Origin of the sequence: Pseudomonas entomophila, assembly GCF_018417595.1 — a bacterium.
In the GTDB taxonomy this organism is placed as follows: Bacteria; Pseudomonadota; Gammaproteobacteria; order Pseudomonadales; family Pseudomonadaceae; genus Aquipseudomonas; species Aquipseudomonas entomophila_C.
On record NZ_CP070982.1, the window covers coordinates 3,055,898 to 3,079,266 of the forward strand.

At 67.4% G+C, this 23,369-nt stretch carries 21 protein-coding genes; all 21 read right to left on the reverse strand.

The window, feature by feature from the left end; translation table 11 throughout:
- Positions 1-538: 538 nt before the first annotated feature.
- A complete protein-coding gene (locus tag JYG34_RS13565) occupies positions 539-1,381 on the reverse strand; it encodes a CsgG/HfaB family protein (RefSeq protein WP_213656924.1) in 843 nt (280 codons plus the stop codon).
- A gap of 33 nt (positions 1,382-1,414) precedes the next feature.
- Entirely contained in the window at positions 1,415-1,834 is a 420-nt protein-coding gene (locus tag JYG34_RS13570) for a curli assembly protein CsgF (protein ID WP_213656925.1), read from the reverse strand.
- Complete coding sequence (gene csgE / locus JYG34_RS13575; RefSeq protein WP_213656926.1) at positions 1,831-2,223, reverse strand: curli production assembly/transport protein CsgE; 393 nt, start codon at positions 2,221-2,223, stop codon at positions 1,831-1,833. The genes JYG34_RS13570 and csgE overlap by 4 nt, the downstream gene beginning before the upstream one ends.
- Positions 2,220-2,741, reverse strand: coding sequence for a type II secretion system GspH family protein (locus JYG34_RS13580; protein WP_213656927.1), 522 nt, complete (start codon positions 2,739-2,741; stop codon positions 2,220-2,222). The genes csgE and JYG34_RS13580 overlap by 4 nt, the downstream gene beginning before the upstream one ends.
- Entirely contained in the window at positions 2,716-3,090 is a 375-nt protein-coding gene (locus tag JYG34_RS13585) for a type II secretion system protein (RefSeq protein WP_213656928.1), read from the reverse strand. The genes JYG34_RS13580 and JYG34_RS13585 overlap by 26 nt, the downstream gene beginning before the upstream one ends.
- 5 nt (positions 3,091-3,095) lie before the next feature.
- Positions 3,096-3,566 (reverse strand): type II secretion system protein, encoded by a 471-nt coding sequence (locus JYG34_RS13590; RefSeq protein WP_213656929.1) that lies wholly within the window; start codon positions 3,564-3,566, stop codon positions 3,096-3,098.
- Positions 3,563-5,410 carry a secretin N-terminal domain-containing protein gene (locus JYG34_RS13595; protein WP_213656930.1) on the reverse strand — a complete coding sequence of 616 codons (1,848 nt, stop codon included), beginning with the start codon at positions 5,408-5,410 and terminating at the stop codon, positions 3,563-3,565. The genes JYG34_RS13590 and JYG34_RS13595 overlap by 4 nt, the downstream gene beginning before the upstream one ends.
- Entirely contained in the window at positions 5,407-5,901 is a 495-nt protein-coding gene (locus JYG34_RS13600) for a hypothetical protein (RefSeq protein WP_213656931.1), read from the reverse strand. Before JYG34_RS13600 ends, JYG34_RS13595 begins: the two co-directional genes overlap by 4 nt.
- On the reverse strand, positions 5,901-6,452 hold the full coding sequence (pilO, locus tag JYG34_RS13605) for a type 4a pilus biogenesis protein PilO (protein WP_213656932.1): 552 nt from the start codon (positions 6,450-6,452) through the stop codon (positions 5,901-5,903). Before pilO ends, JYG34_RS13600 begins: the two co-directional genes overlap by 1 nt.
- A complete protein-coding gene (locus JYG34_RS13610) occupies positions 6,439-6,981 on the reverse strand; it encodes a PilN domain-containing protein (RefSeq protein WP_213656933.1) in 543 nt (180 codons plus the stop codon). The genes pilO and JYG34_RS13610 overlap by 14 nt, the downstream gene beginning before the upstream one ends.
- Before the next feature lies 1 nt (position 6,982).
- Positions 6,983-7,765, reverse strand: coding sequence for a hypothetical protein (locus JYG34_RS13615; protein ID WP_213656934.1), 783 nt, complete (start codon positions 7,763-7,765; stop codon positions 6,983-6,985).
- Positions 7,746-9,431, reverse strand: coding sequence for a GspE/PulE family protein (locus JYG34_RS13620; protein ID WP_213656935.1), 1,686 nt, complete (start codon positions 9,429-9,431; stop codon positions 7,746-7,748). Before JYG34_RS13620 ends, JYG34_RS13615 begins: the two co-directional genes overlap by 20 nt.
- A 57-nt stretch (positions 9,432-9,488) precedes the next feature.
- Positions 9,489-10,022: a response regulator gene (locus JYG34_RS13625; protein WP_213656936.1), complete on the reverse strand. Its 534-nt coding sequence runs from the start codon at positions 10,020-10,022 to the stop codon at positions 9,489-9,491.
- A 239-nt stretch (positions 10,023-10,261) separates the two neighbouring features.
- Positions 10,262-10,903 carry a SurA N-terminal domain-containing protein gene (locus tag JYG34_RS13630; RefSeq protein ID WP_213656937.1) on the reverse strand — a complete coding sequence of 214 codons (642 nt, stop codon included), beginning with the start codon at positions 10,901-10,903 and terminating at the stop codon, positions 10,262-10,264.
- Between the two features lie 120 nt (positions 10,904-11,023).
- A complete protein-coding gene (locus tag JYG34_RS13635) occupies positions 11,024-12,514 on the reverse strand; it encodes an ABC transporter substrate-binding protein (protein WP_249746165.1) in 1,491 nt (496 codons plus the stop codon).
- A gap of 83 nt (positions 12,515-12,597) precedes the next feature.
- Positions 12,598-13,254, reverse strand: a complete 657-nt coding sequence (locus tag JYG34_RS13640; RefSeq protein WP_213656938.1) for an SCO family protein — start codon at positions 13,252-13,254, stop codon at positions 12,598-12,600.
- Positions 13,251-13,904, reverse strand: a complete 654-nt coding sequence (locus JYG34_RS13645) for an SCO family protein (RefSeq protein ID WP_213656939.1) — start codon at positions 13,902-13,904, stop codon at positions 13,251-13,253. The genes JYG34_RS13640 and JYG34_RS13645 overlap by 4 nt, the downstream gene beginning before the upstream one ends.
- On the reverse strand, positions 13,901-15,880 hold the full coding sequence (locus tag JYG34_RS13650) for a cytochrome D1 domain-containing protein (RefSeq protein ID WP_213656940.1): 1,980 nt from the start codon (positions 15,878-15,880) through the stop codon (positions 13,901-13,903). Before JYG34_RS13650 ends, JYG34_RS13645 begins: the two co-directional genes overlap by 4 nt.
- A gap of 440 nt (positions 15,881-16,320) precedes the next feature.
- The gene (locus tag JYG34_RS13655; protein ID WP_213656941.1) at positions 16,321-16,584 is read right to left on the reverse strand and encodes a DUF3077 domain-containing protein; all 264 of its coding nucleotides are present in this window, start codon (positions 16,582-16,584) and stop codon (positions 16,321-16,323) included.
- 31 nt (positions 16,585-16,615) lie between these two features.
- Positions 16,616-16,834, reverse strand: a complete 219-nt coding sequence (locus JYG34_RS13660; protein ID WP_213656942.1) for a hypothetical protein — start codon at positions 16,832-16,834, stop codon at positions 16,616-16,618.
- 685 nt (positions 16,835-17,519) lie between these two features.
- Positions 17,520-23,360: a manganese-oxidizing multicopper oxidase MnxG gene (gene mnxG / locus JYG34_RS13665; RefSeq protein ID WP_213656943.1), complete on the reverse strand. Its 5,841-nt coding sequence runs from the start codon at positions 23,358-23,360 to the stop codon at positions 17,520-17,522.
- Positions 23,361-23,369: the final 9 nt, after the last annotated feature.

Below are 23,369 nucleotides of genomic sequence, written 5' to 3' on the forward strand. Positions count from 1 at the left end.
AGCGAATGCCCTGGCGGCACGCAACTGGCCACCTCGCGCAGGGCGCCCTGCCAGTCCTCCTGGGAGACGATCCATACCCACGGCGCGCCGTAGCGGTACACCGAGACCGGCTGCTTGCGCGCCGCTTCGACGATCTTCGCCAGGCGCTGGTCGAGCTCCTGCATCCCCACTTTGGTGTAGCGTTCCATAGTTCCCATCGCCCCACTCCCCGCCCGCTCCTACGGTGCGCCCGGCCTGCCGGCCAGACGCGTCGTCCGTGTCCATGGCTTTGACGGAGATGGCGCTTTGCTACCGAACTTTTGTCATGAAAGGTTCATCAGTGAGAGTGTTTGGCGGGAGTGTTGTGGCGACCATGAGATCGAGCGCCGCGCGGGCGGCGCTCGATCTCAAGGGCCAAGCAAGACCATCGCCGAGCACCTGGCCGCCATTACGCGATCAACAGCCCCACCTTGTCGGGGCCGGGTCTCCAGGTGCCACCGGTGGTGGCCGCTTCGCCAGCAAAGCTGGCCCCTACAGGCAGGCGGCAACCCCCGACCACCTACGGCTGCTGATACTGGCTCAGGTACTTGTCCAGCACCGCCTTGTCCCCCACCCCGTCCGCCGCCACCTGCCACAACCGCCGTTCGATGCCCTGGGCCAGCAGGTGCCCCACCGCCGCCTCGATGGCCGACAACACACATAACTGCGCCGGTTCGTTGGTGGTGTAGCCCACTTCGGCTTCGAGCAGCTTCTTGAACTCGATGAACTTGAACACCCCGGCGCTGCGCCCAACCGAATAGATGGTCTTGCTGGTCATCACATTGGCCAGCACCTGCCCGGTACGCACGTCCACCGCGCGCAGGTTCACGGTCACCTGGTCGACCCGGTACTCGCGGGAGATGTCGATACCCAGGTAGCGCGCGCCCTCGCCGCCGCTGCGCACGTTGGTGTCGTAGGCGATGATGCCGCCTTCGAGCATCAGGTTGGCGGCCTGCAACGGCGGCAGCTCGCCCTGGATGTTCTCGGCCACGTCGGGCTTTTTCTGCGAGGCGCGGATGATCTTGCGCTCGGTCAGCAGGTTCTGCAGGCCCTCGCGTTCGAGCACCACGAACCAGCCGCTGGCGTTGAGCGCGTCCATCAGCATGCTCGCCGCGCCCTGGGTGACGCTGGTGGAGAACGAGCTGGCCGGGGTCGGCTTGTACTGCCCGGTCTGGTCGCGGAAACCGTACACCACCGCCATCAGCCGCCCGCGCGGCCGAGGCATGTTGATCAGGTCGTAGTAGGTCGAGGCCCGTGGCGTCAGGGTCGGGGTCTCGGCATCCTGTTCGGCGGGCATCGGCTCGCGCAGGCCGCAGCCTTGCAGGGCGGCGAGGATCAGCAACGTGCTCAGCAGGCGTTTCATGGTGTTCTCTCCCCGGTAATGATCCTGCCCCTCTCAGGGGTTCAGGCCGCTCACGTCGATGATCGAGACTTCCCCCGTGGCCCGGTCGGTGACCCGGATGCTCAGGGCTCCCGAGTCGTCGAGCACATCGATGAGGAAGGCGTCGGTGGCCATGCTGCCGCCCTTGCCGTTGCCGATGTTGTCCAGCAACTGCCCCAGCAACCGCGACTCGAGCTGGTTGCTGAAGCGCTCCAGGGCGCTGGTGCCGCTGAACGCCGAGGCGCGGTCCTTGAGGTCCGGGTCGTCGTGGTCGTTCTGCGCCTGGGCGTTGTTGAGCAGCCAGGTGCCGTTCAGCGGGTTGCCGCCGAACGCCGGGTTCACCGGCGTGTACACCAGCTCCGTGGCCAGGGCCTGGCCGGCGAGGCTGGCAGCCAGCAGGCAGGCGGCGATACGCAGGGGGGTGTGGGTGCTCATAGCTCGTCCCTCTCCAGGTCGGTTGTGTCCTGCAGCAGCCGTTGCAGCTTGCGCTGGACGATCTGCTGGCGGACCAGGTCCGCGGCCTCGATGGCCTCGTCGTTCAGTTGCGTGGTGTTCGGCGGCAGGAAGCGCCGGTACACCACCTCGCGTTCGTACTCCACCGTCACCAGGCTGCCCCAGCGGGCATCCGGGCGCTCGCGCACCACGAGGTTGAAGTCCAGCCGGCTGGTGGCGCGCAGCCGGTCGCTGAAGGCGTAGTAGAAGTCGTGGCCGATGTGCGAGATGGTGTTGTCGACGATGAAGCCCATCATCTCGTCCTCGTCGCCGGCACTTGCCTGGCCCGGCAACACCAGGCACAGGCACAGGGCGATGGCCAGGCGGTTCATGGCGCGTCTCCCGGGCCGTTGTGCCGGCGCGCGCCACCGGCGCCTTCGGCGAAGGCCTGCTCGGCAACGAACTGCCAGTCGCTGTAGTGCTCAAGCCCCTCGAAGCCGCTCCACTGGGCATCGAAGCCGCTGCGCTTGAGCGGCAGCGCAGCGGAACGGCTGTGCACACCGGTGATGCGGCCATCGACCGCGCGCAGCAGGCCCCAGTCGTCGCTGCCGGTCAGCGGGTCGGGGTACAGCCTGCGGATATGCCGGCGTGGCGTGGGGAAGCGGTTGTCCTCGACCAGCTCGCCCAGGTCCTGCGGGTACTGGGCCAGCCCCGGCGAAGCGCGGTAGTAGCTGCGCAGGGCCTGGGCGTACTGGCCACCCACCCACAGCAGTTGGCGCTCGTGCTCGCGCTGGGCGCTGGTGGCCCACAGCATGCCGGTGGCGGCCAGGGCCACGCTGCTGACCGCGATCAGCAGCAGCACGCCCAGGTAGGTGAAGCCGGCTTCACCATTCGGCATAGAGGCTGCCATCGCGCGCCCTCCCGCTGGCTCCGCTCTTGATGTCGGCCACGCCGCCCGCCACGCCCTCGGGTGGCGGCAGCAGTCGCCAGCCATCGCGGCGTTCGCTGATCGGGTCGACCGGGGTGTTGCGCAGGTAGCGCTGTTCCACCAGTTGCTCGAGGGAATCGGGGTAATGCCCGGTGTCGCCGTAGTAGTGGTCCAGGGCCTCGCGCAGCACCGCCAGGCTCTGGCGCAAGGTGGCCTCGCGGGATGCCTCGAGGCTGTTGAAGTAGCGCGGCAAGGCGATGGTCATCAGGGTCGCGATGATCGCCATCACCACCAGCAGCTCGATCAGGGTGAAACCTTGGCTGCGTTTCATCACTGTCACCATTGCCCGTAGGGGATGCCGTTCAGGCCTTTGCCCGTGGCCGTGGAATACACGTCGAACACGTCCTCGCCTTCGCGCGGGTTGTCGGCGCTGCTGTCGTAGGCGCGCAGCCCCCAGCCGCCCTGGTCGTCGGCCTTGGCCGGGCGCAGCGGGTCGCGGGGGATGCGGCGCAGGAAGTAGAACCGGGCGCCCTTGGCGCTGCGCACGTCGCGCACGCCCTCGACCAGCACCTGCAGGCTCGGCGGGTAGCCGCTGGCATTCAGGCGCTTCTCGATGTAGCCGGCGTCGAAGGCGCGCTTGTAGGCGTCGATGGCGTCGCGGATCTGGTACAGGGCCTCGCGCAGCTGTTGTTCCTTGCCACGGCGCACCACCGTCTCGGTCAGTGGCGCGGCCATGCTGGCGAGCAGGCCCAGCAGCGCCAGGGTGAGCACCACCTCGATCAGGCTGAAGCCTCGTTGGCGGTTCATGGCCGCGGTACCACGGCCATCTGGCCCTCGACCATGGGCACGCTACCCGGCTGTTCGTCGCCATCGCTCGCGGGCAACGGCCGAGCCATCTGCCGGACCTGCATGCTCGACTCGGTGCCGGTGCCGAACTCCATGTCCGACGGGCTCTGGTACGGCAGGTTGCGCACGATGCGCGGGGTGATCGCCAGCACCAGCTCGGACTTGCTCATGTCATCCTTGTTGCTGCCGAACAGCCGGCCCAAGCCGGGAATGTCCCCCAGCCCCGGGATCTTGTTGCCGCTGGCGTTGTGGTCGTTGCGCACCAGCCCGGCCAGCACCTGGGTTTCGCCATCGTGCAGGCGCAGGCTGGTCTGGGCGTTGCGGGTGTCGACCTGGACCGGGATGGTGCCCTGGCGGGTCGCCTCCAGCGGCGTGGCATTGCTCACCTCCAGCGCCACCTTGATCGCCACTTCGTTATTCAGGTGCACCGTCGGCTGCACCTCAAGCTTCAGGCCGACGTCGAGGTAGGTGACGCTTTCGGTGATCACCGGCCCTTGGGTGGAAGGCACCGAGGTGGCGCTGATGATCGGCACCCGCTGGCCGATATGGATGCGCGCCTGCTCGCGGTTGCTGACCCGGATCACAGGACTTGCCAGTGTGTTGATATCCTTGTCCTGGGCGTTGATCTTGGCTTGTGGCGCGGGCGAGATGCTGATGCGGCTGGAGTCGATGCCGCGCAGCTGGTCGAGCACGCTGACCGACTTGCCGTCGCTGGTCAGCACACCGAAGGTGTTGGGCCATTGCAGGCCGAGGTCGAGGATGCGCGAGGTGGCCACCTCCATCACCTCCACCTCCAGCACCACCTCGGGGTTGGACTGGTCCTGGGACTGCAGCAGCTTCTCGGCCATGCGCACCGCGTCGGGGGTGTCGCGCATGGTCAGGGTGTTGAGGCGCTCGTCGACGAACACGTCGCGGGTCTTGAGCATGGTCTTGAGCATGTTCATCGCGGTGTTGGCGTCGATGCTGGTCAGGTAGAAGGTGCGCATGACCAGTTCCTGGTAGTCCTTGGTCTTCTGCGGCGAGTCCGGGTAGACCAGCAGGGTGTTGTCGTTGACGATCTTCTGGCGCAGCTGGTTCTGCTCCAGCAGCAGCGCCACGGCGTCCTCGATACGCACCTCGCGCACGAAGATGGTGGCTTTCATGTCCGGGCGCAGGTCGCGGTCGAAGATGAAGTTGATCCCGGCGACCTGGGCCAGCACCTCGAAGATGGTCTTCAGGTTGGCGTCGCGAAACTCCAGGGTGACCGGACGCTCCAGCTTGCTGCGCAACTGCGGGAACGGCTGGGCGGTGCGCGCCTGGACGTTCTCGATGTCGCTGCGCAGCATGATCCCCTTCTGGTTCTGCGGGTCCAGGCGCAGCACTTCGCGCATGTAGCGCTCGGCACCGAACAGGTCGCCCTGGCGCAGCGCCGCCTGGCCCAGGGCGACACGCTCGTCGAGGGTGCGGATCAGCTCCAGCTGGCGGATGCCCTCTTGCGCGCGGCGGTTGTTCGGCTCGAGGGTCAGCACCCGGCCGTAACCCATGCGCGCACCGGCAAAGTCATGGCGGATACGGTCGCTGTCAGCCTGGCCCAACAGCGCCTCGACCGCCGCCTGGCGGCCATGGGCCAGGGCGATGTTCAGCTCGGTGTCGCGCGGGTCGTCGCGCAGGGCCTCTTCCAGCCGGGCGATGCCGGCTTCGTACTGGCCCTCCTTCATCAGGTCCGCGCTATCCTTGCGCACCGCGCTGGAGCCGCATCCGGCGATGGCCACGCACAGGGCCAGCAGCAGGAACGGCGCAGGTTTGCACGACTTCGAAGGCTTCATGGTGCGCTCCCTACAGACAAGGTCTGTGGCTGGTGCAGTGGCAGGTAGACCAGGCTCAGCTCGCTGGCCGAGACCCGGTCGAGGCGGTAGGTGTCTTCGATCACGTCGCCTTGGCGCACGACGTAGAGCTTTTCGCCGTTCTGCAGGAACACCTGCAGGTCGTCACGGTCACCCAGGCGGCCGACGAACTGGAACGGCAGCGCCGGCGCCGTGGGCGCGGCCACCACCGGGGCGGTGACCACGGGTTGTTCGGTGACGGTGGCCAGGGTTTGCGGAGGGGTCCATTGCTGGGCCGGGAACAGGTCTTTGGAAGCCTGTGCCGGCCCTTTCGCGGCTGAAGCCGCTCCTACAGGTTTCGTGCCTGTAGGAGCGGCTTCAGCCGCGATTGAAGCCAACTCGTCTTCCTGGTCGAACCAGTGCCCCGGCGCCCAAGCCAATGCCGCGCTCAAGCCGAGAAACCCACCCCACAGCACCACGCGCTGAATGTTCATCACGACCTCGACAGGTAAAGGGTCATGCGTACCCGGCCGGTGAGTTCACGCTCGCCGATCCGCTTGCGTTGCAGTTCCAGGTCTTCCAGCACCAGGGTCGGCAACTGGCCCAGCAGCGCCTTGAGAAACCCGCGGATCTGCGGGTAGCTGCCGCGCACCGGCAGGACGATCTGGTAACGCGCCAGCTGGGTCTTGGGATCGACGCCCAAGGCGTACTCGCCACGGGCCAGGCTGATGCGCTCGGCCTCGGCCAGCCGGTACAGGCGTTCGATCAGCTCGCTGGCCTGGGGCTGGCCAGGCAGTTGCTGGCGCAGATCGTCCAGCGCCTGTTGCTCAGGCTGCACCTGGACCTTCAGCTCGCCACGCGCCAGGCGCTGCACCTGGACACTGGCGTCCGCCTCACTGGCGCGCAGCTCACGCACCTGCTGCCACAGCGGCAGCACCCCGGCCAGGGCCACCGCCACCACCAACAGGGCCATCAGGATCGCGGCCAACCCCACGCGCCCCAGGCGCTGGACAGCCTCATGCAGGATCAGGCTAGGGACGCGCATGGCCGGTCTCCCAGGTGGCGGTGAGGTTGAAACGCACCGGATGCTCGGCCTGCCCAGCGACGATCTCGTGGTTGAGCAGCGACACATCCGACAGCTCTTCGCTGCGTTCCAGGCGCTGGTGGTACTGCAACATGGCCTCCAGGTCGCGGGCCTCGGCGGTGATGCGCACCTGCCCCTTGCGCGCATCGGGGGTGAGGCTGAGCAGCGCCACATCCTCCTGGGGCATGGCCTCGAGCATGGCGAACAGCTGCTGCCAGGGCCGTTGCAACTGCTGCGACACGCTGCGCATCTGCGCCAGGCGCTCGGCCTGTTCGCGGACCACCGCGCTGCTTTGTGGCGCGGCGTTGGCCGGGCGGCGGCCGAGTTGCAGTTCTAGCTGGTGCACACGGGCTTCCAGGCCCGTCTGCTCGCTCACCAGCTGTTGCTGGGCCAGCACCAGTACCGCCAGCGCGGCGCCCCCCAGGGCCAGCAGCGCCCAGGCCAGCGAGCCGTTGCGCCGGGGTTGGAATTCCAGGTCGAGGCGGCGCATGTCAGGCCACCGCCCGCCACATGGCGCACAGTGGATCGGCCTCGGCGGCCGGCGGGCACAGCTGCACCGCACCGATATCCGCGGCTGCCTGGCGCCCTGGCGCATGCAGATAGACCCGTGGCGGCTGCCCGCCGTACAACTCGCAAGTACGCGCGATCAACGCCCGCAGGGCCTGGTCGGTGTCGGCGCAGCCCTGGGCCAGCACCTGTTGCCAGGCGCCGTCGGCGGCCAGCAGCAGTACGCTGCGGCGTGGCTCGGCGAGCACGAAGAGGAAATCCCCCTGGGCCATCTGCGCCGCGCAACGGTTGTAGGCGGCCATCAGGTAGGGCTGTACCGAACGCAGGCTCAGGCGGCGTTCCCGGCCCAGTTCGCGCAAGCCCAGCAACAGCGCCTCAGGCAGTGCCGTGGCGATCCGTGCGGCCCCGGCAGGCTCCGGCGACAGCACGATGCGCCAGTCATCCAGCGGTTGCCCGTAGAGCTGTTCGAAACAAGCCCGGGCATAGGTTTCCAGCTCACGTGGCGTGGCGATGGCAGCGCTCCAGGGCACCAGGCAGAAGCGGCTGAAGCGCGCCGACAGCAACACCCGCAGTTGCCCACCTTTAACCGGATGCGCGGCGAGCAGTTGGTCGAGGGCGGCCAGCGCCGCGCCCCAGGCCGGTTGCGCGGCCTGGCAGTCGAACGGGCGGCTGCCCAGCCAGTGATGGTGACGACCGTGCCAGCCGCCCAGGCCGACACCCTCGGCGCCGAGCACGGCGCAATAGTGATCAGGCAATGAATGTGACACGGTTGATCTCCTCCAGTGTGGTGCGGCCCGCACGGACCAGGTCCAGGGCCGAGGCCCGCAGCAGGCGCAGGCCGCGCTGGCAGGCCAGCTGGCGGATCTGCGCCAGGGGCCGGCGTTCGACGATCATCTGCCGCAGGTCGTCGTCCAGGTGCAGCAGTTCAGCGATCGCGCTGCGCCCGCGGTAACCGCTGCCGCGGCACTGGCCGCAGCCCTGGGCGCGCATGAACCGCCAGCCCTCCACACCGTCACGGTTCAACCCCGAGGCCGCGAGCAGTTCGTCGTCCGGCACGCAGGCCGCCGCGCAGTGCGGGCAGGCCAGGCGCACCAGGCGCTGGGCCAGCACCGCGTTGAGCGCCGAGACGAAGCTGTAGGGGTCGACCTGCATCTGGCTGAAGCGGCCGATCACGTCGAACACGTTGTTGGCGTGGAGGGTGGTGAACACCAGGTGCCCGGTGAGCGCCGACTGCACGGCGATTTGCGCGGTGTCCGGGTCGCGGATCTCGCCGACCAGGATCTTGTCCGGGTCGTGGCGCAGGATCGAGCGCAGGCCGCGGGCAAAGGTCAGGCCCTTCTTCTCGTTGACCGGGATCTGCAACACCCCGGGCAGCTGATACTCGACCGGGTCTTCGATGGTGATGATCTTGTCGACGCCGTGGTTGATCTCGCTGAGCATGGCGTACAGCGTGGTGGTCTTGCCGCTGCCGGTGGGGCCGGTGACCAGGATCATGCCGTAGGGCTCGCTGGCCAGGCGGCGCAGGGCGCGCAAGGTGTGCTCCTCGAAGCCCAGGGCCTGCAACTGCACGCCGCTGACCTTGTCCGACAGGTCCTGCTTGTCGAGCACCCGCAGCACCGCGTCCTCGCCGAAGATGCTCGGCATGATCGACACACGGAAGTCGATCTGGCGCTCGCCGATGGCCACCTTGAAGCGGCCGTCCTGGGGGATGCGCTTCTCGCCGATGTCCAGCTCGGCCATCACCTTGATCCGCGAGATCACCTGCTCGGCGAAGGCGCCGCCACTGGCCTTGCCGGCGCTGTTGAGCACGCCGTCGATACGGTACTTGATGGTCAGCCCCTGGCCGGTCATGCTCAGGTGGATGTCGCTGGCATGCTGCTTGAGGGCGTCGTAGAGGGTGGCGTTGACCAGCTTGACCACCTGGCTCTGGTCTTCGCTGATGCTGGTCAGCGACAGACGTTGCAGCGGGTCGGCATCAGCGCCGGCCTCAGCGTTGCTGTCGAGGGTATCGACGGCATGGAAGCTCTCTTCGTGACGCGCCAGGAACGCCGCCAGGTCGGCGGCGTGGGCCAGGTACAGCGGCGCGCCCTGCAGGCAGTCGTCGATCCAGGCCAGGCGAGCGCTGTCGAAGGGGTCGGCGAATACACCGACCAACTGACCGCCGTGTTCGACCAGGACGAACTCGCGTTTCAGGCACTGGGCCAGGTTGACCCGGTCGAAGGCTGGCTTGCTGGCGAACAAGGCCTGGGTGTCGAGCACCGGGTAATGCAGGGTGGCGGCCAGGCGTTGGGTGAAGGTGGCGGGCGGTTCGCCGGCGAGGCGCTCGAGGTGGGTCAGCAGGCGGGCTTCACCTGCCTGGACGCGGGCCTGGTTCAGGAGATCGCGGGAGTAGCCCTGCGCTTGCTGTGCGTCTGTATCGAATGCCTGGGACATGGCCTGCGACTCCGCTCAGGGGCGCGTCGCAGGCTGGGGAAGTGGCCGCGGGCGCCGCTATTCCCCGGTGAGCAGTTGGTCGTCGTCAGGTTCGGGGGGCTGGCCACCGTTGCGTCGGCGGTCGGCCAGGACCCAGCTGCCATCGTACAACTGCAAGGGGAACGACTCGTTCCGGTTCTGGCGTCGCTCGACGAAACCCTCGGCCGGACGGTCCGTGGCCCTGCGCTGGCGCTCGATGCCCATCAGGTCGAAGATCGCGCGGGCCAGTTCCATCAGCGGGAACGGCTTGAACAGGACGTGGCTCACACCCAGCTCGGCGGCCCGCTCACGCACCTCGACGGTCGGGTGGGCGGTGATCAGCACGAAATGGCACGGCCTGTTCCTGCGCACGGTCTCCAGGACCTGAAACCCCTCCATGTCGGGCAAGCGATAGTCCAGCACGATCACATCCGGTGCCAGGGCTTCAGCCTCGCTGATACCGCTGGCGCCATCGTGGGCGACGTGGACTTCCAGGCCTTGCGCTTGCAGATACGCCTGCAGGTTCTGCGCAAGGGTCTGTTCGTCGTCGACTACCAATACTCTGTTCACCAAGGTCCACTCCCATGAACTGCCCGGTCTCCCGGTCTGCGAAGTGCGGCCTTGTAGAGGCTTGAGCAGGCTTCGTGCCAGGCATGAAGGGTCATTGCGCACCACATTCAACTAACTGTTTCTTATCGAAATTTTTATATCGCCAAGGGCTCGCGGGCGCGCACTCCCCCATAACCGGGGAAGTGATGGCATTTGGCCAAACCCGCTTTCCCCACAGTTGGGGAAACGCTTTGTCGCACCGCTCAGTCAGCGCGCTCCACTGTAGCGGATTCGCGCAAACGTTGGCGCACGGCCTGGCGGGCCTGGGCCTGCAACTGCGCGACCAGCGCGTCCCTGGCCAGGCGCTGGTCCGGTTCCGGTAAGACAGAAGTGTTATCACTTTGGTTCTGCGTCCCTTGCAGTCTTTGCCGATTGGCGTGTTGGAAGGCCGCGATTTCGGCGGCGCTGGGCTCGTCGACCACGGTCAGCCGCGCGAACGCTTCCTGGGCGGCCATCTCATGTCGAGTGTAGTCAGCGAAGCTGTCGCGATCGAAGCCTGCGTCTTCCAGGCGGCGGGCGAACACGGCTGGGCTGCCGAAAGCAGTCTCGACTTCGGCGATCTGTGCCCTCACCTGCGCGTCGTCGATGACGATGCCTAGCCGGCGTGCTTCCTGCCACAACAGTTCCTTGTCGATCAGCTCGTCCAGGGCCTGGTCGCGCAGGCGCTGGTACAGGTTGGGGTTGCGGATGCTCGCCAGCGCCCGCCCCTGGGCTTGCAGGTACTCGGTGAAGTAGCGCTCCAGGCGCAGCGCGCCGATCTCCACGCCGTTGACCCGGGCCACAGGGACGTCGGCGAGAATGGCCGGGGGGACGCCCAACAGCAGGCACAGCAGCAGGATACGCATGGCAGCCTCCTCTCAACATCTGTACGGCCCTTGTAGGAGCGGCTTCAGCCGCGATCACCCGCGCAGCGGGTGCCCTGCATCGTGTTGGCTTCATCGCGGCTGAAGCCGCTCCTACAGTATTCATGGTGCCTGTGGCACGGCGCGATACGGCGCAACCTCGGTGAACCCAGGCCCCGGCAAGCTCACCGCCACCACATGGGCACCGGCCATGCCCTGACGCCGCCCCGGGCCAAAGCCCAGGGGGGGCGTGAGGCCGGTTTCGACCGTGTGCAATTGCTCCAGGGCGGCGTTCAATTGCTCACGGCTGGCGTCCCGTCCGATCCGCTTCAACGCTTCGGTCATCAACCGCCAGGCACACAGAGTGCCGACCTGCAACGATGCCTGCCTGGCGTCCAGCCCTTGGCGTTGCCGAACGCCGGCCAGCATCGCCCGGCCAGTGTCGGTCCAATCACCCGGGACGAACGGATACGCCAGCAACAGGTGCTGCGACCATTGCGCCGAAAGCGTCGGCACAACGCTGGCCACCTGGCTGGAAGCGGCGAACAAGTACGGTGTTCGCCCCTGCTTTTGCAATGCCTCGGCCAGTTCGGCAAAAGCCGGCGCGCGACCGAGGAAAACAATGCCCTCACCGCTCGGTGCCTGGCCGTTGAATACCTGCGCCTCAGGCACGGCAAAGCCCAGGCTGCGCAAGCGGACCTGCAACGCAGTGGCAGCGGCGGCCTGGTCCTCACCGGCATAGATCACCTGCAAGGCATCGGTGGGCATGCCGAGCCCATCACGGGCATGCACCGCCAGGCTGAGCAACTGCTCGGGCAGCGAAGGCAGCGGGTCGAACACCTGCGCGCCACCGCCGTCACGTGGCGTGCCGCCCACCAGGGGCACGCCTTCCCGGGCCAGCGTGGCACTGTCGAGCTGAGGTGCCAGTGGCGCGATCAAGGCGAACACCTGCTTCTGGCGCAACAGCGTGTCCAAGGCTTGCCCGGTGCTGGCCGGATCGGACCCGGGGTCCAGCGCAACCAGCTGCAAGCGCCGCCCATGCACACCGCCCTGCTGGTTGATCTGGGCCACACCGTCTTCCAGCACCGCCCGTACCACCCGCCCGGCCTCGGCCAGGGCGCCGCTTTCCGGCAGTAGCGTGCCCAAGCGCAAGACACCCTCCTCCACGCCAGGATCGCGCTCCTCACCCAGGCGTTTGAGATACGCGGTGAGGTTACGCTGGTCGGCCAGGCTCAGGTCGAAGCGCGGCATGGCCGGGTCCAGGCGGTTGCCGGCGGGGTCGATGCCACTGTGGATGACCCGTGCCAGGCTGGCCTCGGTGTAGGCCGGGTAGCGCCGGTTGTTGGTTTCACGCACGCTCGGCCCGAGGACCAGGCGCTGCCAGTCCAGGCTCGGGGGTCGCACCCCGCCTTCGCTGCGGCCACGCCCGTCGTTGCCGTGGCAGCTGGCACAGGGCAGCACGCTGGCGGGCACCGTCATGTCACTGGCTCCCACCCGGGCCAGCAGTTGGGCGTCGCTGCTGGACAGCCCTTCACGGTACAGACGTTTACCCGATAGCTCCTGGGCCGTCAGGTCGAGGGCGTGCGTGGTGCTGCACAGAATCAGGATCAGCATCAGGCAAAGAGACTGCCCATATCTGACACTTGCCCCGCTCCCACAGGAGCTGTGTCGCCCAATTGTCCGGCGACTCATGATGCTCACCGCCCTGCCAGGGGCTGTGCCAGCAACTGCATGCGCTGGGCAATGGCCGCAGGCGGCGCGTCGGGGCGGATCTTGCTCCAGCGCTTGCCTGCCACATCCCCGGCGATCAACTGCGTCGAGTGCTGCTCGGGGCTGGGCAGGAACTGCCCGAGGCGCCCCAGCACAAGGTCCACGCTGGCCTTGTCGCCGGTCAGGAACACCCAGTTGGGCCCGTCCACGCCCTGCTTCACGGCAAAGGCCTTGAGCGCCTCGGGGGTGTCGTTGAGCGGGTCGCTGCTCACCGAGACGAAGGTCACCTGCGCCGCCAGCTCCGCGCCCATGGCCTCGCGCACTTCGCGCAGCTTGCGGGTGATCAGCGGGCAGGCATCGTTGCAGTGGGTGAACATGACATTGAGCATCACCACCTTGTCCTTGAGCACGTCGCTGTAGAAGCGCAGTTCGCGGCCGTTCTGGTCCTTGAGCACGGTGTCGGTGAACCAGGTCTGCGCATCACGCGTACCGCCGCCGCTGACCATGGCCTGGGGCGCGGGTTGCGGCGGCGGAGCGTGGCCTTCGTGGGCATAGGCCACCGAGGCGAGAATCCACAGGCAGGCCACCAGCACCACCCAGTCGAAGCTGCGCATGCCCGCAGGGCGTGGGCTCAGGCTGCTCATGGCTGCACCTCCTGGCCAGCGATGGCCGTGGTCTTTGCGTGCACGCGCCGCGCACTGAGGCGGTTGAGCTCGGCGATCAGCACGTTGGGGTCGGTGAAACCGTAATAGCGCGTCCAGTGTCCGGTGCGGCCGTCGCCCACCAGGATCAGCGGCGGGTGCTCGCTGAGGTTGGCGCTGAAGCTGCCCAACCCCTTGAGCGTCTCGCTGATCGCGTAGGGCGAGCCGGTCAGCCAGCTCCAGCCCGGCCCGTGCTGGAAGGCCCGGGCATAGCTGGCCAGGCGCTTGGCGTCGTCGCGCTGCGGGTCGACGCTGATCGACACCAGGCGAATTTCCTCGCCCACCCGCCCGCCCAGTTGCTGCTGGACCTTGCCCATGATCGACGACACCACCGGGCACACCGTGGTGCAACTGGTGTAGATGAAGCCCATCACCACCAGGCGGTCACCCACCAGGTCCTGCTCCAGGCGCACCGGCATGCCGTCCTGGTCGAGCAGCGACACGTCGGCGAAGCGCACGCTGGCCTTTTCCTGATGGGCCGGCGGCGGTGGCGCGGGCGGCCCGCCATGGTCGTGGCCGCCATGGGCCAGGGCCAGGTGGCTGGCCAGCAGCAGGCTCAGGGCGATCAGCTGACGAGGATGGTTGGCGTTCATCGCACACTCCTGGGTTCCCCTTGGGAAGCGGTAGGCGCCGCGGCGGCCGGCAGGACCCGCAGGCTGGTGTAGTTTTCTTCGGCGAATTTGCGCCCCAGGCTCGGCGACTGCACATGCAGGTACCAGGCGCCGGCTTCAGGCAATGTCAACGCGGCCTGATACTCGCCCTCGCCCACTTCGTCGAGCGGCAGGTTGCGCGGCAGCGACGACGGCGCCAGGAAGTAGCGCAGGCTCAGGTCACCGAGCCCGGTGCGTGGCTTGCCGTCCTCACCGAGGATGCGCACCCGCGCCATGAACCGGCTGTGCTGCAACAGCGGCCGGTCGATTCCGATGAACTCGGCGCGCACGGCCTTGTGCCCGCTGGCCTGGGGCAGCGCCGCTACCACGGTGCTGAAGCAATGGATGATCTGCGGCTGGTTGAGCAGGAACGCCACGTCGAAGGTGCCAGCCGCCGGCAGCCTCACCGTCGAGCCATACACCCCGGGCGCCACCTCGCGCAGGCTGCGGTCGATGACGATCGCCGCGCGGGCCTGGTGGCCACGGTTGTTGTAGCCGGACATCGGCGCGTTCATGCCTTCGGCATAGAAGTAGGTGGTGTTGTCCACCGGGTTGACCACGAACACCGCGTTGTCGTCGCGGGACACGCTCAGCCCCTGGGCCAGCGGCAGGTCGCCGGCCTGGCGCGGCGCGGCGGGGCCGGCCTCGAAGCCCTGGACGATCGGCGTGCGGCCCTGGCCGAGGCTGGCCAGGTTGATCATGCTCACCTTTGGCGAAGCCAGGCCGCGCACATAGGCGTAGGCCTTGGTGAAGGTCAGCTGGTACGGCTCGGCGGCCACGGGGATGCGATGGATCAACTGGTCGGTGCTGGCATCAATCACCAATGCTTGGTTCTCCAGGGTGTTGAGCACCACGCCAAAGCGCCCGTCGCTGCTGAAACGCATCGGCCCCAGGCCCTGCTCGGCCTTGACCGTGTGCCGAGGCTGGTGGCTGCGGGCGTCGATCACCCGCACCGTGCCTTCCTGGCCATCGACCACGTACACCGCCTGGGACAATGGCGAGTAGGTCACTGACAGGGGCTGCGGGCCGACCTCCAAGGTCTTGGCCAGGCGCATCTCGGTGATGTCGATCACGCTCAGGGTGCCGGCGTCGCGATTGCTGACGAAGGCATAGCGCGAGTCGGCGCTGAAGGCGATCTCGTGGTGCCCGGAGCCGGTGCTGAACGACTTCAGCGTGGTGCGGCTGGGCACATCGATCACTGTCACCCCGCCTTTGGCCGGGTCATCGCTGTTGTTGCCCACCCACAGCAGGCGCTGGTCGGGCTGCAGCGCCACCCGCAGCGGCTGCGCGCCGGCCTCGAGGATGGCCACGCGGCGGAAGGTCTCGGTGTCGATCAGCGCCACCTGGCCGCGCTCGGGCATCGACACGAACACCTGCTTGTCGTCGCCGGTGGCCACCCAGTCCATGGGCCGGCCCGGCAGGTCGATGCGCGCCAGGGTGCTGGTGACCCCGCCCACCGACACCGTCGGGTCGATCACCGTGAGGCTGGCGTCCTTGTTCAGCACCAGCAGAAAGTAGCTGTTCAGGTCCAGCAGCGGCCGCGCGCCGATGCTGCTTTTGAGGAACAGCGCCACCCGTGCCTTGCAGCTGCTGTCGCGATCGCCGGGCGGCGCCGATTGCGCTGGGTCCAGCCAGGCGCCGGGGGCCATGCCCGACAGCGGCTGGCCGCTGCTCTGGTCGCTGACCTTGAAGCGGATGTTGGCAAAGTCGCCCTCGCGCAACTCACTGCCGGCCAGGGGGCTGGCCTCGAACTCCACGGTCACGCCGTCGCGGCTGAGGCGGCGTTCGGCCAAAGGGTCGGCGGTTTCCTGCAAGAGCTCGCGGGGGTCGCACCAGAGTTTTTCGTAAGCTACCCCCAGGCTGATCAGCGCCAGGCCGATCAGCAGCCCCAGGTAGGCCGGGCGCACCTTGCCGCTCATGTTGGCGCGCCTCGGTGGTGAGGGGTTGGATGCGGCGCGCACGGGGCGGCGCCTTTGAGCGGGATGACCATGCTGCACCTCCACGGGGCCTAGGGTTCTGTGGAGGAAGTAGCAAGCGTTGTGCCACTGAAGAAGTGCTTTTGGATCAGTGGGTTGGAGAAGCAATGCGAGAAAGTTGGGGAGCAGTACCCAGGGGCATTCCCCGAAGACGGGGGCAAGCCTCAAGCCTTGCGCGATTTCTGTGGGAGCGGCCTTGTGTCGCGAAAGGGCTGCGCAGCAGCCCCAGGATTTCGGTGATGGCGCAGATCGCCGGGGCCGCTTTGCGGCCCTTTACGCGACACAAGGCCGCTCCCACAGGGCAAGGGGTAAATCCCGATCACTGCGCAAGGCAGGTGCTCCTGCGGGTCAACCCGCGTAGGGCCGCTGTGCGGCCCGAAGGTTCAGTGCGCCATGCCCAGCTCGGCATCATCCATCAGCGCCTTGGCCAAGGCACTCAGGTAGTGGGCCGCCCAGACCATGCGTTGGTCGTTCTCCATCACCCCGATCAGGGTCAGGTGGCGCACGCAGTCCATTAGCTCGGAGGATTGTTCGCGGGCGTGCCGGCATGGGATGCCGGGCTCGATGCAGAACAGCGGTTGGGTGTTGTTTTCACCCTGGTAGAAGCGGGTCTGGCCGACGGTGGTGTTGGGGTCTTCCGGTGTCATGGGGATCTCCTTGAAGTGGGTATTTCAACCATCAGTGCAGGGTCGCCTGCACTTGGGCCAGCGCCGTATCCAGCAGGGCCTTCACCGTTTCCATTTCGTGCAAAGCAGCCAGCACGAGCATCGAGCCGGGGGATCTGGAAATGAGCGGGATGGATTGCTGGGCGACGGCCAGGGCGCAGTGGACGTGTTCGGCGGTTTGGACGAGGGTGTCTTCAAGGATGGTGGGGGGATCGGGGACAATTTTTAGCACGTTCAATTCCTCAGTCGGGCTGTCCCCAGTCTGCTGTCAAACAGGTGGGTGGCAGCTGTACGTAGGTTGACAGACCGGCGGAATTGACAAGTTCCGGCGCACGCGAGCGTGCCCTACGCACAGCCGCCATAGAACGCGCAGCCACGCAGTCAAAACCGTCGCGGCCTGTCAAAGCCGCGTCGCTGATGTGCCGCGACCCGGCGAGACTAGAGGGCGAAAATGACCACCGCAACGGAAAAACGGCGCGCGGATTATCTTTGGGAAAGGGACTACAAGAAAGCGGTTAAATCTGATGGTTCGGGGCGGGAAAGACCGCGTTGGGGCAGACAGGTGCTTGGCATCAGCCTTGTAGCGCTCTTGAGATCGAGCGCCGCCCGCGCGGCGCATCGCGGATGAATCCGCTCCTACGTTTGTTTCGGGCCAGTTATGCCTGAAAGAGCACCTGGACCGCCTTGTTTGTACGGCGTGGTTTTTCGGCTGGCGCTGCCGCCGCCCCGCCCGGCTCACGTCATGCGCCAAGGCTGGCAACCATGGCCTTGCAGGTGCGGCATGTTGCAACAACTGTAGGAGCGGATTCATCCGCGATGCGCCGCGCAGGCGGCGCTCAATCTCATCGGCGCTGCATCTCTTTCGACTAATACCTGGCGGCCTCCCCCATCCCCGCCAAGTCACCAGGCGCCCTCTTTCACTGCGCCGGCGCCACCGCCGGCGGCGCCTCATTGGTCACCCGCAGGATCCCCCACAACCCCGAGGTATTGCCATACGCCGCATAGTCGCGGAACAGGTAATCCCCCGGCACCGCATTGGCCCCACCCGCACTGGGCAGCATGAAGCTGAAGTGCGCCGCCGGCAGCACGCTCTCCTGGGCGCCGATGTACATCGCCATCGGGTTGTAGCCGAAGCGCACCGACCCAATGCCCGGCAACCCCATGGGGTAACCGTCCACATCGCTCTTCTCGGCCTGGTAGTTGTGCAACGGCCAAACATGCCCATCCAGCTGGTAGGTCATGCCACGGCTGCCACCGCTGGGCATCACGATATGGTTGCGCACCGGCTGCCCCGGCTTGGCATACAGCACCGGCGTCTGCGGATCGCCACCAACCAACGCGTTGCTGTAGGCCATGTGCACGTTGGGTATATCCGCGAACCCAAGCCCGTCGGCACGCCCGAACGGCGCGTCCGGCGCTACCCCAAAGCGCAGCCACAGCGGCTCGGTCTTGTAGTTCACCGCCATGTTGCCGTTGTCCTGCGGATCACCCGCCGCGCCATTGCCCTCGGTATTGATGCCCGCCACCGGACGGCCATCGGCCCAACGCATGTTCAGCGCCCGCTGCCAGACCGTGACGAAATCGCGGTAGTCCGGCTGGCCGCTGACCTTCACCGTGGCCTGGGCGCGGCTGGCCGTGTCCTCGGTCCAGGTGGCGGTCTGCGGCAGGATGCTCATGCCACCCACCAGGCCCTTCTGCGGCTGCTTGATAACATCCGCCGGGGTGAGGTTGAGGCCACCGAACTCGATGGCGGTGGTGTTGATGTTGTCCACCGTGCGCCCCAGTTGCAGGGTCGGCTTGCCTTCGCGCTCCAGGTGCCCGGCGTAGTACTGGTACACCTTGGTCGGCCAGGCGCCGCTGCCGCCACTGCGCGGTGGCACGGTCTGCACCGGGTTGAGGCCGACGTTGACGCCGTCCGACTTGGTGATGTCGTAGGCCAGCAGTTGGGCGTGCAGGCCCACATGGCTGGACGGGCGCATCAGGTTGTTGGCAAAAGCAGTGGCACCCTCGCTGTCGAAACGATCGCGCTTGACCACGTTGTGCATCACCGCGGTGCTGGGCAGGTCCGGCATCACCAGCGGCAGGCGGTTCTCCAGGGTGATGCTGATGCAGTCGCCGGCATTGGCGCGCAGGATCAGCGGCTCCACCGGCACCCCGGCCTTGAGCTTGCCGGTGCTGGCGTCGAGGTCGGCCTTGCGCACATACAGGATGGCGGTCGGGTCATGCAGCGGCGCACTGTGGCCGCCGATGGTGAAGGTCTCGCCATCCTCCGGGTCGACACCACTGACCAGCGGGATACTGGTACGCCGGCTGTTGAACACCAGTGTGCCGCCGTTGGCCTTGAGCGGGCCGCCGACATGCTGGCCGATCCCGGCCGGGTCGCCGATGCTCACCCCCTGGCGGTTCTCGAGGATGTCGTTGGCCAGCGCCGCCACCACTTCATAGCTGCGCTTGACCGTCGGCCGGGTACCGACGCCGGTGGGGTTGGCCGTGGTTTTCGGGCAGATGCCGTCGAAGTTCACGGTGTTGCGCATGGCCACCGGCTGCGGGTTGTTGGGCAGCGGGAACAGGTCGGCACGCTGGGCGGTGTAGTTGCGCATGATGCCCCAGATGCCGTTCCAGTAGCCCTCCAGGGCCGCATCCAGCGAGTACAGGTAGTCGCCGTTGGTGGCGGCGGAGCTGGAGATCATCGACACCGGCGCCATGAAGCCCAGCTGCTCGGAGATGCCGATCATCTGCGACGACTTCCACCCCGAGTTGGAGCTGTTGCCGAAGCCCGAGCCGTTCTGCAGCCACTTCACGCCGTGCAGGGTGACGTTGTGCTCCTCTTCATGGCCGCCAGCGTGCATGCGCAGGCGCACGTTGTCGCCGGAATAGGTGCGCAACATCGGCGTGAACGGGTCGCCCGGCTCGCTGCCAGCCTTGTTGATGTGCGGCGGGAACAGCGTGGTGCCGCCTGTCGGGCCGACCGCCTGGGTGATCGCCGAAGGCGCCAGGTTCATCGCCGGGATGGCGCGGTCGGTGCGGGTCTGCAGGGCGTAGGCCAGGTCGCCGCCCAGGCCGTCGGCCTGCATGCCGCGCTTGCCGTCGGGGCCGACCTTGTTGGGGTCGAACACGCGCAAGGCCAGGGGCTCATTGCGGTAGTTGACGACGAACATGCCTGGGTCATCCACCGAGATCGCCTGCGGGCAAGGCCGGCTCGGGCAGCCGGGGTTGAGGCCACCACGGGTCTCGACGATGGCCTCCAGCAGGTTCGAGGCCTTGCCGCGCACCGGCGGGTTGATGGCGTAGCGGAAGCTGTCGGCGGTGGCCGGGTAGCTCTGGCCGTCGGGGATGCCGTTGGGGCCGGCGCCCACGTACACACCGGCTTCATAGGCATGCTGGAAGTCGCTGTACTCGAGGAAGAACTCGCGGTAGCTGTCGTTCTTGCCGTCGCCATCGTGGTCGCCGGTCTGGATCACCGCCTGCCACGAGGTCGGCCCGCCGTCCTGGCGGGTGGCCGGGTTGTACAGCTGCTCGCCGGTCTCGGCGTGGTACCAGGTGGAGCCGGCCGGTTCGGCCAGCACGGTGGCGTACAGACCCAACTGCTGGTGGGTCGATGGCCCGAGGTGGTCATGGGTGAAGATGGTGCCCAGGCCACGGTCGACGTTATGCACATTCACCAAGGGGTCGGCGAACCAGCGTTGCATGGCGCTGCGCGCCCCCAGCCAGTCGGCCCGGCCGAAGCGCCCGAAGTACGGGTGCTGCTTGGCTTTCGGGCAGGCGGCGGTGCCGTCCCGGGCATCGCCATCGCTGCAGTTGTTGTAGGCGCGGATGGCGTGCACCCGCTCCACCACGCTGCCGGGCGAGAGAATCCCGTCTTCGTAGTTCCAGCCGTTGGCCGAGCCGTCGGCGGCGGTCAGGTCCCACTTGGGCAGGTGGATATGCTGGCCGATCACATCAGTCGGGGTGCGCACCTGGTAGTCGTCCATCTCGTAGAACGACGGGATCAGGTTGGTGTGCACGTACTGGGTGCAGTCGAAGGTGTTCATGCGCAGCACCATCGGCTCCGGCGGGCGCTGCTTGGTGATCACCGGCCAGGCATCCTCCCACAGCGCCAGGATACGCGCCTGCGGGAAGTGGTAGCCGACCTTGTTGTACACCGCGTCGAACTGGATGTTGGCGGCCTTGTAGATGCGCGGCCGGTCGGCGGTGAAGGTGGACGAGCCACGCAAGCTCATGCCCGTGAGGTTCTCGCCGCTGAAGAACTCGCCCACCCCCGAGGACTGGGTCAGGCGCTTGCCACGGTCATCCATGCACGGCTCGTAGTACGGCGCGCCCGCCGTGGGCAAGGCGCCATTGGTGCGGAACGCCTTGGCCACCGGCGCGCTGCCGGGGATCAGGGCGAAGCTGGGGTGCTCGGCCTTGGCGTGGAACTGCATGGCCGCCTGCTCGACCTCGGTGCCCTCCTCGGGCAGGTAGATCGGCTTGGCCTTGTGCACCACCTTGGAGAAATCCAGCTTGGTGGTGGTGGACACCGCCTCGCCGCCCGCCGATACGCCATCCAGCGTGTGGCGACCGAGGCCACCGTCCCAGCCATCGACCTGGTTGGGGTCGAGGTTGGCCCACAGCGCCTTGCCACTGTCCTTGAGCTGGCGCGCCAGGGCCGGGTCGAGCATGTCCAGCGGCGGGGTCGGCGGGCGCTGGCCGACGCTGCTTTCCATGCCGCCGATCCAGAACGGGTAGCCGGGGTTCTTCAGCGAGCCGTCGGCGTTGCGGTTGGTCTCGCTGCGGTCGACCAGGGCCAGGGAGCCGACGGCGCGTGGCGTGGCAGGCTCATCAGGGTGGTCATCGCCCTCCTCGTCATCGTCATGCTCGGCCACCAGGGTTTCCGACAGTTTCGGCACCACGGTCACTTTGCCCGGCATCGGCGCCATGGCCTTGCCAGGTAGCGGCACGATGGCCGGGATCGGCGTGCCGGCGACGATCTCGCCGTCCGGCAGTGCCCGGGCGCCCGTCGCAGGCTTGCCGTTACGCAAGGCGAACGGCGTGCTGTGGTAACCATTGGCGCCCTCGCCGCTGACCTCCAGGCGAGTACCCGGCTCGAACACGTCGTGCACCCGCCACATGGCCCACATGCCCTGGGCGAAGTGCGGGTAGAAGTGGCAGTGGTAGATGGCATCGCCTGCCACGCGGTTGCGGTTGCCCGAGCCGCCGTTGGCGATTTCGTAGGTGTAACCCACGCCCGGCCCGATACCCTGGGCATCGATGTAGTCGGAGTTGTCGTCGTTGGGGTTGAACAGCCACTGGTGGCCATGCAGGTGGAAGATGTGCTGCTCGTGGCCATTGTGGGTGTTGCGGAACTTGGTGAAGTCGCCGATGTAGCTGTGGTGCACGTTGGCCGGCTCGGCCGGGTACAGGGCCATGGTCGCCTTCACGCCCGTCGCGCTGGCCGGTGGCACCTCACCCGGGCGAATGTGCTCGAGCCCGACGTTGGCCGGGATGTCCACCAGCGTGCCGATGTCACCCACGGTATGGGCACTGAGGAAGAACTCTTCATAGGCGCACGACAGGCAGTCGTGCATCGGCCCCACCCCCAGCCGGTTGGCCACCACTTCGGCGCCCATGCCGCCGGCGGCGTAGTTGATCATGAACGAGTCGCGGGCCGGCTCCAGCACATGGCCCATCACCGGGTCCGCCCAGTAACCGGGGAAGGCCTGGGTGCCGGCCACTTCGTCGGCGAACTGCGCGGCGAAATCACGGAACGCCTCCAGCCGGTTGGGCAGCGCCGGGTTGCGCTTGCCCACGCTTTCCAGCGGGTAGGTGGCTTTGGGGAAGCTGCCGTCGGGGTTGGGGCCCATGACGATGGCGTCGGTCTCGCTGTTGAGGATCTCGTTGCCGTCGACCATGGCGATGATCGGCTTGCCGGCCTTGCCTTCGGCGATCCACGGCTCGGCCTGCGGGTAGCGCGCCTCGTAGTCGATCACCGGCTGGCCGGTGGCCGTGCGCCCGGTGGTGGCCAGGCGCATTTCCTCTTCGGTGAGGGTGTTGCGGTAGGTGCGCCCGCCTTTGGGTATCACCACCACCTGGCCGAACAGGCCATTGGCGACGTTGCCGGCGTTGCCCTCGCCGCCGAACGGCGCGCCACGGCTGGACACGGCGAAAGCGCCTTCGCGCTCGGCGTACAGCGTATAGCTGCGGGTGCTGCCCGGGGCGACCAGGAAGTTGCCGTTGCGCCCAGTGTTGGCGGCGATGTCGGCGATGCTGTTGACCGCCTGCATGCCGTTGACCTGGAAGCCGGTGTGGCGGTCGGTGACCTGCTGGTCGGCGACGAAGTTCTCGTCATCCTCAACCTGCGGCACTTCGGCCTCCTCCCCCTCTTCGCCTTCGGGTGCCTCGGGGTGAATGCCGTGCTTGTTGGGGTTGGCCTGGTAGGCCAGCAGGTTGCTCAGGTTGACCGTCAGGCAGTCGCCCGCGGCCACCCGCAGCACGATCGGCCGCGGGCGTTTGTCCGGGCGCAGGGTGACCTTGCCCGGTACCGCCGCGCCGCCCTTGTTCAAGGGCACCTGGTGCTCGTCCACCACGTCCTGGCGCAGGGCGAACATCATGCCGTTGGCGTTCTGCGCGCCAAGGCGGTTGAACATCAGCGGCTGGTCCAGGGCCACCACGTTGGCCGTGAGCGTGCGCTGGCACTGCACGGCGGCCTCGCCGCTGGCCTGCCAGCCCAGCAAGGCCAACAGCAATGTGGACAGGACAGGGCCTTTGCGCGGGGTCGACATGGGGCACCT

What these genes read in the sequence shown, in the direction of transcription:
- JYG34_RS13650 (WP_213656940.1), bottom strand. Translation starts at nt 15,880, where the DNA reads ATGAGCGGCAAGGTGCGCCCGGCCTACCTGGGGCTGCTGATCGGCCTG.
- JYG34_RS13595 (WP_213656930.1), bottom strand. Translation starts at nt 5,410, where the DNA reads ATGAAGCCTTCGAAGTCGTGCAAACCTGCGCCGTTCCTGCTGCTGGCC.
- JYG34_RS13565 (WP_213656924.1), bottom strand. Translation starts at nt 1,381, where the DNA reads ATGAAACGCCTGCTGAGCACGTTGCTGATCCTCGCCGCCCTGCAAGGC.
- JYG34_RS13630 (WP_213656937.1), bottom strand. Translation starts at nt 10,903, where the DNA reads ATGCGTATCCTGCTGCTGTGCCTGCTGTTGGGCGTCCCCCCGGCCATT.
- JYG34_RS13620 (WP_213656935.1), bottom strand. Translation starts at nt 9,431, where the DNA reads ATGTCCCAGGCATTCGATACAGACGCACAGCAAGCGCAGGGCTACTCC.
- JYG34_RS13580 (WP_213656927.1), bottom strand. Translation starts at nt 2,741, where the DNA reads ATGGCAGCCTCTATGCCGAATGGTGAAGCCGGCTTCACCTACCTGGGC.
- JYG34_RS13655 (WP_213656941.1), bottom strand. Translation starts at nt 16,584, where the DNA reads ATGACACCGGAAGACCCCAACACCACCGTCGGCCAGACCCGCTTCTAC.
- JYG34_RS13600 (WP_213656931.1), bottom strand. Translation starts at nt 5,901, where the DNA reads ATGAACATTCAGCGCGTGGTGCTGTGGGGTGGGTTTCTCGGCTTGAGC.
- JYG34_RS13610 (WP_213656933.1), bottom strand. Translation starts at nt 6,981, where the DNA reads ATGCGCCGCCTCGACCTGGAATTCCAACCCCGGCGCAACGGCTCGCTG.
- pilO (WP_213656932.1), bottom strand. Translation starts at nt 6,452, where the DNA reads ATGCGCGTCCCTAGCCTGATCCTGCATGAGGCTGTCCAGCGCCTGGGG.
- mnxG (WP_213656943.1), bottom strand. Translation starts at nt 23,360, where the DNA reads ATGTCGACCCCGCGCAAAGGCCCTGTCCTGTCCACATTGCTGTTGGCC.
- JYG34_RS13585 (WP_213656928.1), bottom strand. Translation starts at nt 3,090, where the DNA reads ATGAAACGCAGCCAAGGTTTCACCCTGATCGAGCTGCTGGTGGTGATG.
- JYG34_RS13645 (WP_213656939.1), bottom strand. Translation starts at nt 13,904, where the DNA reads ATGAACGCCAACCATCCTCGTCAGCTGATCGCCCTGAGCCTGCTGCTG.
- JYG34_RS13570 (WP_213656925.1), bottom strand. Translation starts at nt 1,834, where the DNA reads ATGAGCACCCACACCCCCCTGCGTATCGCCGCCTGCCTGCTGGCTGCC.
- JYG34_RS13590 (WP_213656929.1), bottom strand. Translation starts at nt 3,566, where the DNA reads ATGAACCGCCAACGAGGCTTCAGCCTGATCGAGGTGGTGCTCACCCTG.
- JYG34_RS13635 (WP_249746165.1), bottom strand. Translation starts at nt 12,514, where the DNA reads ATGCTGATCCTGATTCTGTGCAGCACCACGCACGCCCTCGACCTGACG.
- csgE (WP_213656926.1), bottom strand. Translation starts at nt 2,223, where the DNA reads ATGAACCGCCTGGCCATCGCCCTGTGCCTGTGCCTGGTGTTGCCGGGC.
- JYG34_RS13640 (WP_213656938.1), bottom strand. Translation starts at nt 13,254, where the DNA reads ATGAGCAGCCTGAGCCCACGCCCTGCGGGCATGCGCAGCTTCGACTGG.